This is a genomic window from Pseudomonas fjordensis (genome assembly GCF_976987115.1).
In genome coordinates, this window is record NZ_OZ336860.1 from 3,133,348 (window position 1) to 3,145,120 (window position 11,773).

The following is an 11,773-nucleotide window of genomic DNA, read 5'->3' on the forward strand; positions in this document are numbered from 1 at the left end:
TTTTGCTAGATGATCATTTTTCCTTACGCACCGTGGCCACATCATCGGCCTTGATACGAATACGCTTGCCGGCAATATCGGTGAACTCGTAGAAGCCGTCGGCCGTCTTGGCGTTGGGCGTGTCCTTGGTCAAATATTGTGTGCCGTTTTGCAAGGTCACTACGGTTTGCGTGGAGCAACCGGCCAATACCAGAAAAGTGAGTGCAACCAGTGGCAGACCCAAATTCTTCATGTTCATAACCCTTACCTTTAACCCTGAAAAGTCCCGCAGCGTCTGGCTGCACGGCCATAAATATTACTTGATCAACCCCCTCATCAGATTGTTTTTTTGCAAAAAGTTGCAGGCGCCATTTATCTATTACTGATTGCAACAACCGCTTTGCCCCGGCACTCTGTATGCATAACCAGTATTTGATTGCTCTGCGCCATGGCCAACCCCCTCGAAGACCCCTTGTATTACCTGCATAACTTCCGCCAAGTGCTGGTGTGGTTGGGGCAACGCTATGCCGATTTGCTCGATGCGCACGAACAGCATTTCATTCAGCAATTTGACAGGTTGCCCCAGGCGTCCCAGGCGTTGTTGGTGCGGATGGTAATGCGCAAGGGCGTGCATTTTCGTGCCGCCAAGCTCCATTACCTGGAAATCGGTTGCCCTCATGCGGCGGTGGGGCCTTTGCGTGAGTTGGGATGGGTGGAGGATCAAAGCCCGCTGCCGTTTGCCACGCTGTTTGCGCTGCTGCAAAAAAATGAACTGCTCGGCGCCTTCAGGCCCTGGATCGATCAACCCAAGGGCAACAAGGCCGATTGGCTTGAACCCTTGGCCGCACAATTTACCGAACCGCGCAGCTTTGCCCAGTGGTGTCCCGACGTGGACGATGTGCTCTATAGCCTGACGGTGATGGAGTTGTGTGATCGCCTGCGCCTGATGTTCTTCGGCAACCTGCACCAGGACTGGTCGGAGTTCGTGCTGGCGGACCTGGGCATCTACACCTATGAAAAAGTCGAGTTCTGCGCCGAGTCTCGCGGTTTACGCAGCCGTGACGACGTGCACGGGTTTGTGTTCCTGCACCAGTGCCAGCAAGCCTTTGAAGCCGGTGAGGCAGTGGATACGGTGTTGGCGCAGGTCGCCACGCTGTGTACCGACAACCCCTGGCTGGAAAAGCGCCGCGCCAAGCTGCTGTTCCAGATCGGCCAGTATTGTGAACGTTGCGCCGAGCTGGCACTGGCCGAACAGATCTACCGCACTTGCACCCATCCCGGAGCGCGGGCGCGGCTGATCCGCGTACTGGAGCGCCAGGAGGATTATGCCCAAGCCATGGCCTTGGCGAGCGAGGCGCAACAGGCCCCGCACAACGCAGCGGAACAACAACACCTGCTGCGCGTCGTGCCGCGCCTGCGGCGCAAACTTGGCGGGCCGGCGCTGCCCAGGGCCAAGCCCCAAGCGATTGCGCGCCTGGACCTGGCGTTGGTGCAGGAGCCGCTGCTGTCGGTGGAGTCCTGTGTGCTGGCGCACCTGAGTGAACCGGATGCGCCGGTGCATTACGTCGAGAATGGCCTGATCAATTCGCTGTTTGGCTTGTTGTGCTGGGAGGCGATTTTTGCGCCGCTGCCGGGGGCGTTCTTCCACCCCTTCCAGCGCGGGCCGGCGGACTTGCACAGCGAGGACTTTTATCAGCGTCGTGAAGCCTTGTTTGCCGCGTGTTTTGCACAACTGGAGGACGGTCGCTACAAGGCCAGCATCCGCCACCGCTACGTGGAAAAATGGGGCATTCAGTCGCCGTTCGTGTTCTGGAACCTGCTCAGCGACGAGTTGCTGGAGCAAGCCCTGGCCTGCCTGCCCGCCGAGCACTTGCGTCATTGGTTTACGCGCCTGTTGCAGGATATCCGTGCCAACCGGGCCGGGATGCCGGACCTCATCCAGTTCTGGCCGGCGCAAAACACCTATCGCATGATCGAGGTCAAGGGCCCCGGCGACCGCCTGCAAGACAACCAGTTGCGCTGGCTGGCGTTCTGCGGTGAATACCAGATGCCGGTCACCGTTTGCTACGTACGCTGGGCGGAGCAACCCGCTTGAGTTACAGCGTGGCCGTACGGGCGCTGTGTGAGTTCACCGCCAAGGTCGGCGACCTCGACCTGCGCTTTACGCCGTCGCCCAGCGCCCAGGAAGGCATTGTCGGCCATCGTACGGTGGCGTCCCGGCGCAGCGCGCATTATCAGCATGAGGTTGCCCTGGAGGGCGACTACCAGCAGCTCAAGGTGCGGGGCAGGGCGGACGGCTACGACCCGGACGCCAACCGCCTGGAAGAAGTCAAAACCTACCGTGGCGATCTCGCTGCTCAGCCCGCCAACCACCGGCAACTGCACTGGGCCCAGGTCAAGATGTATGGCTGGCTGATGTGCCAGAAGCTCGGGCTCGATCATATCGACCTTGCGCTGGTGTACTTCGATATCGTCGGCGAAGGCGAAACCGTGCTGAACCAGCGATTCGATGCGCCAGACCTCGAGCAGTTCTTCAATCAACAATGCGCGCTGTTCCTGGACTGGGCCCGGCAAGAGATGCAGCATCGCGACGCACGCAACGCCGCTGCGCAGAGCCTGGCGTTTCCCCATGCCGACTTCCGTACCGGGCAGCGCGACCTGGCCGAGTCGGTCTACAAAGCGGTGACTACGGGCCGGTGCCTGATGGCCCAGGCGCCCACCGGCATTGGCAAGACCATCGGCACTATTTTCCCGCTGCTCAAGGCCCTGGCACCGCAGCAACTCGACAAGCTGTTCTTCCTCACCGCCAAGACACCCGGGCGCAAGCTGGCCCTGGATGCCGCCCAAGTGCTGTACGGCAGCAGCCCCGAGCTGTCACTGCGCGTGCTTGAACTGGTGGCTCGGGACAAGGCGTGCGAACAGCTGGACAAAGCCTGCCACGGTGATTCCTGCCCGTTGGCCAAGGGCTTTTACGATCGCCTGCCTGCCGCCCGCCAGGCCGCGTCCCAGGTGCGCTTGCTCGACCAGCGCAGCCTGCGCAACGTGGCGCTGGCTCATCAGGTCTGCCCGTACTACCTGAGCCAGGAAATGGCACGCTGGAGCGACCTGATCGTCGCCGACTACAACTATTATTTCGACTTTGGCGCCATGCTGTTCGGCCTGGCCCAACTCAACCAATGGCGCGTCGCAGTGCTGGTGGACGAGGCGCACAACCTGGTCGAACGGGCGCGCTCGATGTACAGCGCCAGCCTGGACCAGTACAGCCTCAAGACCTTGCGCGATAGCGCGCCCGAGATACTGAAGAAACCCTTGCAGCGCTTGAACCGCGAGTGGAATGCGTTGCACAAGGACCAACTCGCGCCGTATCAGGCATACGCGGCAAAACCGGAGAAACTGCTCCAGGCTCTGAGCCTGTGCACCAGCGCCATGGGCGACTACTTCAACGACCACCCCGAAGCCCTCAGTGGCGACCTGCAAGCCTTCTACTTCGACGCGCTGCAATGGGCCAAAGTGGCCGAGCTGTTCAATGAGCACTTTATCTTCGATATCACCAAGCGCCAGTTCAGCGGCAAGCGCAGTAGCTCAACCCTGTGCCTGCGCAATGTGGTGCCGGCCGAGTTCATCCGGCCCAGGTTGACCGCCGCACGCAGCAGCGTGCTGTTTTCCGCGACCCTGAGCCCGCGCCATTATTACGCCGACTTGCTGGGCCTGCCGGCGGATACTGCCTGGGTTGATGTGGCGTCACCGTTCAAGGCCGAGCAATTGCAGGTCAGCATCGTTGACCGCATCTCTACGCGGTTTGTGCATCGCCAGGCGTCGCTGGAACCCATTGTGGAACTGCTCGCCCGGCAATTCGCCGCGCAATCGGGTAACTACCTGGCGTTTTTCTCAAGCTTTGATTACCTGCAACAGGTGGCCCAGTTAATGGCCGAACGGCACCCGCAGATTGAGTTGTGGTTGCAGGCACGGGGCATGGCCGAGGCCGAGCGCCAAGCCTTTTTGGACCAGTTCACCCACCACAGCCAAGGCATTGGCTTTGCGGTGTTGGGCGGTGCGTTTGGTGAAGGTATCGACCTGCCCGGTGCGCGCCTGATCGGTGCCTTTATCGCCACCCTGGGCTTGCCGCAGCTCAACCCGGTGAATGAACAGATCAAGGCGCGCATGGGCGCGGTGTTCGGCGCGGGGTACGACTACACCTACCTGTATCCCGGTATTCAGAAAGTGGTGCAGGCAGCGGGGAGGGTGATCCGCAGCCCGCAGGATCGCGGGGTGGTGATGCTGATCGACGACCGCTTCGGCGAGTCGCGGGTACGCCAGTTGCTCCCCCGTTGGTGGGCGATCAACCCCCTGTAGGAGCGAGCTTGCTCGCGAACAACGTCAACGATAACGCAGCTTTCTGAATAAACGCGGCGCCGGTGAGTTTTTCGCGAGCAAGCTCGCTCCTACAGGTGTGTTAGACCACTTCCAGGTAGGAGCTTTGTATCTCCCGCGCCAGCTCACGCACGGTGTCGATGAATTCTGTCAGCCGAGTGTGCAGCCCATCTTCCAGAATCTCATCAATCCCCGTGTACCGCAGCCGCGCCTCGAATTCCGCCGCCAGGCGTTGCGCCGTGCGCCCATAACTGCCGGGCAGGTCGGCGAGGATATGGCTCAACTCCTCGATGCAGGCATGCAGCGAGCGCGGCACATCACTGCGCAACAGCAACAATTCGGATACCGAGCGTGCATTCAAGGCATTCGGATACAGCTCGGTATACGCCTCGAACGACGACAACGCGCGCAGCAGGGCGCTCCACTGGTAATAACCGCGTGCCGACAGGTCGCTGACTTCTTCGGACTCTTCGCCGAACATCTCATAGCGCGCGTCCAGCAGGCGCAGGGTGTTGTCTGCACGTTCGACAAAGGTGCCCAGGCGAATGAAGCGGTAGGCGTCATTGCGCATGATGGTGCCCGAGGTTGCGCCACGAAACAGGTGCGAGCGTTGTTTGACCCAATCACAGAAGTGGCTGATGCCGTGTCGCGCCAGGCCGCCGGCGGCGATGCTGCGCATTTCCAGCCAGGTGGCGTTGAGGTTTTCCCACATATCGGCGGTAATGCGCCCGCGTACCGCATGGGCATTGCCTCGGGCGGCTCGCAGGCAGTTGTAAATGCTCGCGGGGTTTTCTGCATCGAGGGCAAAGAAGTGCAACATGCGCTCGGCATCCAGGGTCTGGTGCCGTTCCAGGTAGCTGTCCAGGGTGCCGCTGCTGAGCAACGACATCGCCAGTTCGTCCAGGCCATCGCTGCGCCCAGCCTGGGGCATCAAGGACAGCGAATAGCTGACTTCCAGCATGCGTGCCAGGTTCTCGGCGCGCTCCAGGTAGCGCGACATCCAATACAGATCTGCAGCCGTTCTACTCAGCATACTCAGCCCTCCACCACCCAGGTGTCCTTGGTTCCGCCGCCTTGCGACGAGTTGACGACCAGCGAGCCTTCCTTCAGCGCCACGCGGGTCAAGCCTCCGGGCACCAGGCGGGTTTCCTTGCCTGAGAGCACGAAGGGCCGCAGGTCGATGTGCCGGGGCGCGATGCCGTTTTCGACAAAGGTCGGGCAGGTGGACAGGCTCAGGGTCGGTTGGGCGATATACGCATGGGGACGGGCCTTGATGCGCTGGCGGAAGTCTTCGATCTCGGCGGCCGTCGACGCCGGGCCCACCAGCATGCCGTAGCCGCCGGAGCCCTGGGTTTCCTTGACCACCAACTGCTCGAGGTTGGCCAGCACATGGGACAGTTCATCGGGCTTGCGGCATTGGAAGGTCGGCACGTTCTGCAGGATCGGTTCCTCGTCCAGGTAGAAGCGGATCATCGCCGGTACGTAGGGGTAGATCGACTTGTCGTCAGCCACCCCGGTGCCGATAGCGTTGGCCAGCACCACATTGCCGGCGCAGTAAGCCGCCACCAGCCCGGGCACGCCGAGCATCGACTCGGGGTTGAACGCCTGGGGGTCGAGGAAAGCGTCGTCGATGCGTCGGTAGATCACGTCCACGGCCTTGGGGCCGTCGGTGGTGCGCATGAACACCTTGAGGTCCTGCACGAACAGGTCGGCGCCTTCCACCAGTTCCACGCCCATTTCCCGGGCAAGGAACGCGTGTTCGAAGAAGGCGCTGTTGAAGCGCCCAGGGGTCAGGACGACCACGTTGGGATTGTCCAGGCGGCTGGAACTCTTCAAGGTCTTGAGCAGCAGGTTAGGGTAATGATCCACCGGCGCAATGCGCTGCTTGGCGAACACTTCCGGGAACAGGCGCATCATCATCTTGCGGTCTTCGAGCATGTAGCTCACGCCGCTGGGGGTGCGCAGGTTGTCTTCCAGCACGTAGTAGGTACCGTCGCCGTCTCGCACCAGGTCCACGCCGGAGATGTGCGAATAGATGCCGCGGTGCAGGTCAAGACCGACCATGGCCTTCTGATAGCCCTCATTGCCCAGCACCTGGTCAGCGGGAATGATCCCGGCCTTGATAATGCGCTGGTCGTGGTAGATGTCGGCGAGGAACATGTTAAGTGCATTGACCCGCTGGATGCAGCCGCGCTCGATCAGGCTCCATTCACTGGCGGGGATGCTGCGGGGAATGATGTCGAAGGGAATCAAGCGTTCGGTGTCTTGCTCGTCGCCATACAGGGTGAAGGTGATCCCGGCGCGATGGAACAGTAAGTCTGCTTCACGGCGACGCTGGGCCAGCAGTTCCGGCGGCGTATTGGCCAGCCAGCGAGAGAAGTCCTGATAGTGCGCACGGCATACGCCGTTTGCGTCATTCATTTCATCAAAGAAAGATCGAGCCATTCCAGTACCTTGTCAGTGCCCAGTGTGGCTTTGGGTGGCACTGCCGCTTAAAAAAACGCATGTTTTTATGAGCCCGTGGCTGAAGGTGCCAACAGACCTGGTCCTTACTTTCTTATGGGGGCGGCTCTGGGTCGGGGGGTAACGCATGCTCCTGTTTTCGGGGTGGTGAATGGATAAAGCAATGCCTGTGCCGGAATGCCAATAATTCTCTGTAGGAGGGAGCTTGCTCGCGAAAAACTCACCGGCGCCGCGTTTATTCAGAAAACCCGCGTTATCGTTGACGTTTTTCGCGAGCAAGCTCGCTCCTACAGAGGGCGGTGGTTGCACTGAATTGGTGCGCGAACCTACTTGAACTTCACCAGGCCCCGATTCTTCTAAGGAGTTTCGTCACCTTGTGGAGCACCGTCGTGTCCAGAATCATCTCCCCCCACACTCCGGAAGCGGCCCTGAACGACCACAGCGAACACAACGCAAAGATTTTCGGCTCGCCCAAGGACCGCCTCGACTTTTACCGGCGCGAGATCCAGTACGAAACCAGCATCCTGGCCAACCGCACCGACGCCTACTTGACGGCGCAATCCTTCCTGGTGATTGCCTTTGTTTCCGGCATGGGTAACCTCAACCCGGAATGGGGCAAATTATTCACGCTGGTGGTGCCGATCTTCCTGGTTTCGCTGGGCATTCTCAGTTCGCTGAATGCCTGGCCCGGTATCCGTGCTGCCTATGAAATCATCGACCACTGGCACTACAAGCAAAGCGAATTGCTGCGCAGCGAGCCGGTGATGGGCATGGCCTACGATGAATCGCCGCTGTTTTCCGAGGTGGAGTCGAGCCACAAGGGCTATCGCAAATCGTTGTTGTTTTCCATGCGTGCGCCATGGCTGTTCATGGTGTTCTGGCTGGTGTTGGGCATCTATGCGTTTTATATCCAGGTGGACAACCCACTGCGCTGAGCAAGCGAACGGAACTTCAGCCGTGGCCATGACGCCTTACCTCTATGCAGTACAGATTTTTCACCGGCCTGCCAAGAGGTGCCTCATGACCCAACCTAACGATCCCCAGACTAGCAATCGCAACGACCCTGCGATCGACGGCGGCGAGCCCGCCCCTCGCACCGCCGCCGATGCGCCCAAGGACCCGACGCCTGCGAGCGACCCAAAGGCCAAGGAAAACGACTACAGTCCAGACTTCAAGCCTGAACGCGAGCACAAGCCTGAAACCGATGCCGATATCGATACCCAAGGCGGTTAGAGGAGACGCACATGTCAAAAGAACTGGAAGAAGAACCCAACGACCCGGGCAACGAAGACCCGGGTTCGCTGATGGACGATGCCCAAGTGCCGCTGAGCGACCCGGATGAAGAAGTGGCAGACGTCGGCAACACTGAAAATCAGGACTGATCCGGCGGCGGGCCCGAGGGGTTACTGAGCTTGAAGTAGACGTCTTCCTCGGCCCCGCCGTCCAGCGACACCTCCTGGCCCACCACGCGGTTATCGATCAGCGTCTGCGCCTGATCGCGGCTGATATTGACCACCGTGCTGCGCTTGCCGGTAATCACATACACCACATCCACCCCATGCTCGGCCAAGGCTGCCAGGTAGTCGGCATGGGGCAGGTCTTCGCCCAGTTCATATTGACGTTGCTCGCGTGTGGTCACGCCGCCTGCCTGTGCCAGGTATTGCTGCGAATATCCCAGGCGTTGGCGTTCCTCAAGCAAGCGTTGGGCGATCTTTTTCATTGGCTGACTCGTACTGTGGGTCCTGACTGTTTGAAACCCCGGCGCGGGGCAGGATTCAATTTTTTTGCGCAGCCTGACGCTCATACCACGCCAGCATCGGCTGAGTACTCAGGCCATGGACCAGGATGCTCAACGCGATGACCGACAGCGTCAGGTTGACCGCCACCTCGCTGCTGGTGCCCACCAGCCCATGGTTGAGCGCATAGAACAGGTAGTAAATGCTGCCGATACCACGAATGCCGAACCAACTGACCAGGCTGCGTTGCCGCCGGTCAAGCAGGCGGCCCCACGGCATGGCGAACACGCTGGCGGGGCGAATCACACAGAATAGCAGCGGCGCTACCGCCAACGCGCGCCACTCCCAGTGGCTGACCAGCACGATGCCCAAAACTGTTACCAGGAACACCTCCATGGCCCGCTCCACCAGGCTGCCGAAGGCCAGCATATCGCCCATCATCACGCCTGCTGCGATCTGGGTGTCTTTCAGGTGGCTGACGTCGCCATGCAAGGCTTGTTCGGGCTCGATTTCAAGGTGGCCCACCACCGGTTGCGCCAGGTGCTCGGCGGGTGTCTGGGCGTTGCCGGTGGACTTCACTTCGGCCTGACGCAACCCCAGGCCCGCCGCGAATACCGACAGGAAGCCATAGCCGCCCACGGCTTCGGCGCTCACATAGGCGAGGGCGATCAAGGCCAGTGTCAGGTAATCATTGGGCGAGAGGGTGCTGTCGGCATTGATCAGGCGCAGGCGCAGCGTTACACGGCCGATACCTCGGCCCATCCAGTAGCCGATCAATAGCCCGACCGGCACCGCCCGCACCAGGTTTTTCAGCACCCAACCGCCGACCCAGTCGCCATCAAAACCGCCGTGTTGCATGAACAGCAGGCCGAAGATCACAAACGGAAAGGCGCTGCCGTCGTTCAGGCCTGCTTCGCCCGACAAGCCGAAACGCAGCGCATCGTAGTCCTGGGCATTGTTGACCTGAACCAGGCCCGCCAGCACCGGGTCGGTCGGCGCCAAAATCGCGCCCACCAGCAATGACACGCCCCACGACAGATCCAGCAGGTAATGCAGCAACAGCCCGGTGCCGAGGATGGTCAGCAGCATGACGGGGCCGGCCAGGCCGAAGGCGATGCGCCAGGTGCGATGCCTGAGCGGCAGGCGCAGTTTCAAACCGCTGACAAACAGCGAAAACAGCACCGCCACTTCGGTCAGGTGCTCCATCCAGCGCGCCGAGCCCTTGATGTCCAGGTGCAGCAGGTCCACGCCCAACGGGCCGATGGCGATACCCAGTAACAGACACACCGCCGAGGTGGTGACTGGCATCCAGCGCAGGTAGGAGGAGGTGAGGGCGAGAGTCAGCAGCACCGCGCCCAATACGGCCAACCATAGAATGAAAGTCATTGTGCGTGCACCCGGCCGTGGTTCATTCAGGTTGGAGGGCCGTGGCCAAGTGCGGGTTCAAACAATCAACGGCTTGAAGTGGCTTCTGTGGGCTTGCTCGCGAATGCGGCGTGTCAGTCACTGAATATTCAACTGAACCACCGCTATCGCAGGCAAGCCAGCTCCCACACTGGTTATGTATTGCCCACAGAATCAGCGCCCGGCGCAGATCCCCTGTGGGAGCGGGCTTGCCCGCGAATGCGTTATACCCGTCAACATAGTCGGTGACTGACACCCTGTATTCGCGAGCAAGCCCGCTCCCACATAGGACTGTGTTTGGCCATGACACGCCCTTGGCATGGCCCCTCAGCGATCCCCCAGCGGCGGCAAGCGCCGTTTCACCGGGGTTTTCTTCACAATCGCCGTGTTGGTTTCGGCATAGCCATTGATCCGGTCCAGCAGGCTGTCCAACTGGTCCATGGTGCGCACATGCAGGCGGGCGATGAAGCAGTCCTCGCCGGTGACCTTGTCGCATTCGGTGAACTCGGGGATCGCCTGGATCTGGCGCTCCACTTCCTGCAGTTTGCCGGGCAGGGGGCGGATGCGCACGATGGCTTGCAGCAGGTAGCCGAAGTGCTTGGGGTCGATGTCGACGGTGTAGTGGGTCAGCACGCCGCGTTCTTCCAGGCGCCGCAGGCGTTCGCTGACGCTGGGCGAGGACAGCCCGGTGATGCCAGCCAGGGCCTTGAGGGACAGCCGCGAGTCGTCCATCAAGGCGGCGATCAATTGCTGGTCGATGGTGTCGATCATGGTCTGTGCCTAATAAGAAAAGGTGAATTCGGGGTTTTGCCTTTTTTAGACGCTGTAGCCGTCGCGAACAGATTGCCATACTGGAACCTCACTTGAGGAGCTTCAATCATGGATTCATCCATCCGTCGCGGGTCGTGGGAAATGGTCGCCGCCATGCTGATCTCGGGCAGCATTGGCTGGTTTGTGCTGGTGTCTGGCGTGTCGGTGATCGAGGTGGTGTTCTGGCGTTGCGTGATCGGCGCGCTGACGCTGTTACTGGTGTGCGCCTGGCTGGGTTACCTGCGTGTAGACCTGCTCAGTTGGGCAAAACTGGGGCTGGCCGTGCTCAGCGGCGTGGCCATTGTCGGTAACTGGCTGCTGCTGTTCGAATCCTATTCCCGGGCATCCATCGCTATCAGCACCGCGGTGTACAACGTGCAGCCGTTTATGTTGGTGATGCTGGCGGCGGTGTTTCTTGGTGAAAAAATCACCGTGCAGAAACTGGCGTGGTTGAGCGTGGCGTTCCTGGGCATGTTGGCGATTGTCACCGCCCATGGCGAGCAAACCGGTGGCGGTGATTATCTGGTAGGCATCGCGCTGGCCCTGGGGGCGGCATTTTTGTATGCGATCGCTGCGTTGATCATCAAGCGCCTCAAGGAAGTACCGCCGCATTTGATGGCGTTGATCCAGGTGGCCACTGGCGCGGTACTCCTGGCGCCGTTGGTACCCTGGAATGGCTTGCCTACGTCCACAAATGCCTGGGCTGCGCTGCTGACCTTGGGGGTTGTGCATACCGGGTTGATGTATGTGCTGCTGTATGGCGCGATCCAGAAACTACCGACCGCCATTACCGGCGCACTGTCGTTCATCTACCCGATTGCGGCGATCTTTGTGGATTGGATTGCGTTCGGGCATCGCCTGGGGTGGCTGCAATGGCTGGGCGTGGCGGCGATTCTGCTGGCAGCGGCGGGGTTGCAGCGGGGCTGGTGGTGGCCCCGCAACCTGGGTAGGCGCGAGCTTGCTCGCGAAGAAGGTTAACGATGACGCAGCGCATCGGGGTTGAAACGCGG

General features: G+C 60.7%; 12 protein-coding genes. 6 read left to right on the top strand and 6 right to left on the bottom strand.

The genetic code is table 11. The features are described 5' to 3' along the window. Positions 1-13: 13 nt before the first annotated feature. Positions 14-238 carry a YgdI/YgdR family lipoprotein gene (locus ACWHXD_RS13975; protein ID WP_003191162.1) on the bottom strand — a complete coding sequence of 75 codons (225 nt, stop codon included), beginning with the start codon at positions 236-238 and terminating at the stop codon, positions 14-16. A gap of 189 nt (positions 239-427) precedes the next feature. Here ACWHXD_RS13975 and ACWHXD_RS13980 point away from each other — a divergent pair, with 189 nt between their 5' ends. Together ACWHXD_RS13980 and ACWHXD_RS13985 are read left to right on the top strand one after the other, a co-directional pair. Further along, complete coding sequence (locus ACWHXD_RS13980; protein ID WP_138763005.1) at positions 428-2,074, top strand: VRR-NUC domain-containing protein; 1,647 nt, start codon at positions 428-430, stop codon at positions 2,072-2,074. Next, complete coding sequence (locus ACWHXD_RS13985) at positions 2,071-4,332, top strand: ATP-dependent DNA helicase (RefSeq protein ID WP_138763004.1); 2,262 nt, start codon at positions 2,071-2,073, stop codon at positions 4,330-4,332. Before ACWHXD_RS13980 ends, ACWHXD_RS13985 begins: the two co-directional genes overlap by 4 nt. Before the next feature lie 100 nt (positions 4,333-4,432). Here ACWHXD_RS13985 and ACWHXD_RS13990 read toward each other — a convergent pair whose 3' ends face one another. Both ACWHXD_RS13990 and ACWHXD_RS13995 read right to left on the bottom strand, forming a co-directional pair. Continuing rightward, positions 4,433-5,383, bottom strand: coding sequence for an alpha-E domain-containing protein (locus ACWHXD_RS13990; RefSeq protein ID WP_003191166.1), 951 nt, complete (start codon positions 5,381-5,383; stop codon positions 4,433-4,435). A 2-nt stretch (positions 5,384-5,385) separates the two neighbouring features. Continuing rightward, positions 5,386-6,795, bottom strand: coding sequence for a circularly permuted type 2 ATP-grasp protein (locus ACWHXD_RS13995; RefSeq protein WP_032897394.1), 1,410 nt, complete (start codon positions 6,793-6,795; stop codon positions 5,386-5,388). A gap of 407 nt (positions 6,796-7,202) precedes the next feature. On the opposite strand from ACWHXD_RS13995, the gene ACWHXD_RS14000 reads away from it, so the two are divergent. The 3 genes from ACWHXD_RS14000 to ACWHXD_RS14010 all read left to right on the top strand — a co-directional run bounded on the left by ACWHXD_RS14000 (position 7,203) and on the right by ACWHXD_RS14010 (position 8,195). Next, the gene (locus ACWHXD_RS14000; RefSeq protein ID WP_014718415.1) at positions 7,203-7,748 is read left to right on the top strand and encodes a hypothetical protein; all 546 of its coding nucleotides are present in this window, start codon (positions 7,203-7,205) and stop codon (positions 7,746-7,748) included. 85 nt (positions 7,749-7,833) lie between these two features. Then, complete coding sequence (locus ACWHXD_RS14005; RefSeq protein WP_032897391.1) at positions 7,834-8,046, top strand: hypothetical protein; 213 nt, start codon at positions 7,834-7,836, stop codon at positions 8,044-8,046. A gap of 11 nt (positions 8,047-8,057) precedes the next feature. Beyond that, positions 8,058-8,195, top strand: a complete 138-nt coding sequence (locus ACWHXD_RS14010) for a hypothetical protein (protein ID WP_169918350.1) — start codon at positions 8,058-8,060, stop codon at positions 8,193-8,195. Here the strand turns inward: ACWHXD_RS14010 and ACWHXD_RS14015 are convergent. From ACWHXD_RS14015 to ACWHXD_RS14025, 3 genes are all read right to left on the bottom strand, one after another. After that, positions 8,186-8,533, bottom strand: a complete 348-nt coding sequence (locus ACWHXD_RS14015) for a helix-turn-helix domain-containing protein (protein ID WP_032897389.1) — start codon at positions 8,531-8,533, stop codon at positions 8,186-8,188. The genes ACWHXD_RS14010 and ACWHXD_RS14015 overlap by 10 nt on opposite strands. Before the next feature lie 55 nt (positions 8,534-8,588). Further along, positions 8,589-9,935, bottom strand: a complete 1,347-nt coding sequence (locus ACWHXD_RS14020) for a cation:proton antiporter (RefSeq protein ID WP_098951523.1) — start codon at positions 9,933-9,935, stop codon at positions 8,589-8,591. Between the two features lie 345 nt (positions 9,936-10,280). Next, the gene (locus ACWHXD_RS14025) at positions 10,281-10,724 is read right to left on the bottom strand and encodes an Lrp/AsnC family transcriptional regulator (protein WP_032897385.1); all 444 of its coding nucleotides are present in this window, start codon (positions 10,722-10,724) and stop codon (positions 10,281-10,283) included. Positions 10,725-10,832: 108 nt separating this feature from the next. Here ACWHXD_RS14025 and ACWHXD_RS14030 point away from each other — a divergent pair, with 108 nt between their 5' ends. Further along, positions 10,833-11,741 (top strand): DMT family transporter, encoded by a 909-nt coding sequence (locus ACWHXD_RS14030; RefSeq protein ID WP_138763003.1) that lies wholly within the window; start codon positions 10,833-10,835, stop codon positions 11,739-11,741. Positions 11,742-11,773: the final 32 nt, after the last annotated feature.

Excerpts from the sequence above, each read along its gene's own strand:
- ACWHXD_RS14005 (WP_032897391.1), top strand. The coding sequence starts at position 7,834 with ATGACCCAACCTAACGATCCCCAGACTAGCAATCGCAACGACCCTGCG.
- ACWHXD_RS14020 (WP_098951523.1), bottom strand. The coding sequence starts at position 9,935 with ATGACTTTCATTCTATGGTTGGCCGTATTGGGCGCGGTGCTGCTGACT.
- ACWHXD_RS14010 (WP_169918350.1), top strand. The coding sequence starts at position 8,058 with ATGTCAAAAGAACTGGAAGAAGAACCCAACGACCCGGGCAACGAAGAC.
- ACWHXD_RS13980 (WP_138763005.1), top strand. The coding sequence starts at position 428 with ATGGCCAACCCCCTCGAAGACCCCTTGTATTACCTGCATAACTTCCGC.
- ACWHXD_RS13995 (WP_032897394.1), bottom strand. The coding sequence starts at position 6,795 with ATGGCTCGATCTTTCTTTGATGAAATGAATGACGCAAACGGCGTATGC.
- ACWHXD_RS13975 (WP_003191162.1), bottom strand. The coding sequence starts at position 238 with ATGAACATGAAGAATTTGGGTCTGCCACTGGTTGCACTCACTTTTCTG.
- ACWHXD_RS14030 (WP_138763003.1), top strand. The coding sequence starts at position 10,833 with ATGGATTCATCCATCCGTCGCGGGTCGTGGGAAATGGTCGCCGCCATG.
- ACWHXD_RS14015 (WP_032897389.1), bottom strand. The coding sequence starts at position 8,533 with ATGAAAAAGATCGCCCAACGCTTGCTTGAGGAACGCCAACGCCTGGGA.
- ACWHXD_RS13990 (WP_003191166.1), bottom strand. The coding sequence starts at position 5,383 with ATGCTGAGTAGAACGGCTGCAGATCTGTATTGGATGTCGCGCTACCTG.
- ACWHXD_RS14025 (WP_032897385.1), bottom strand. The coding sequence starts at position 10,724 with ATGATCGACACCATCGACCAGCAATTGATCGCCGCCTTGATGGACGAC.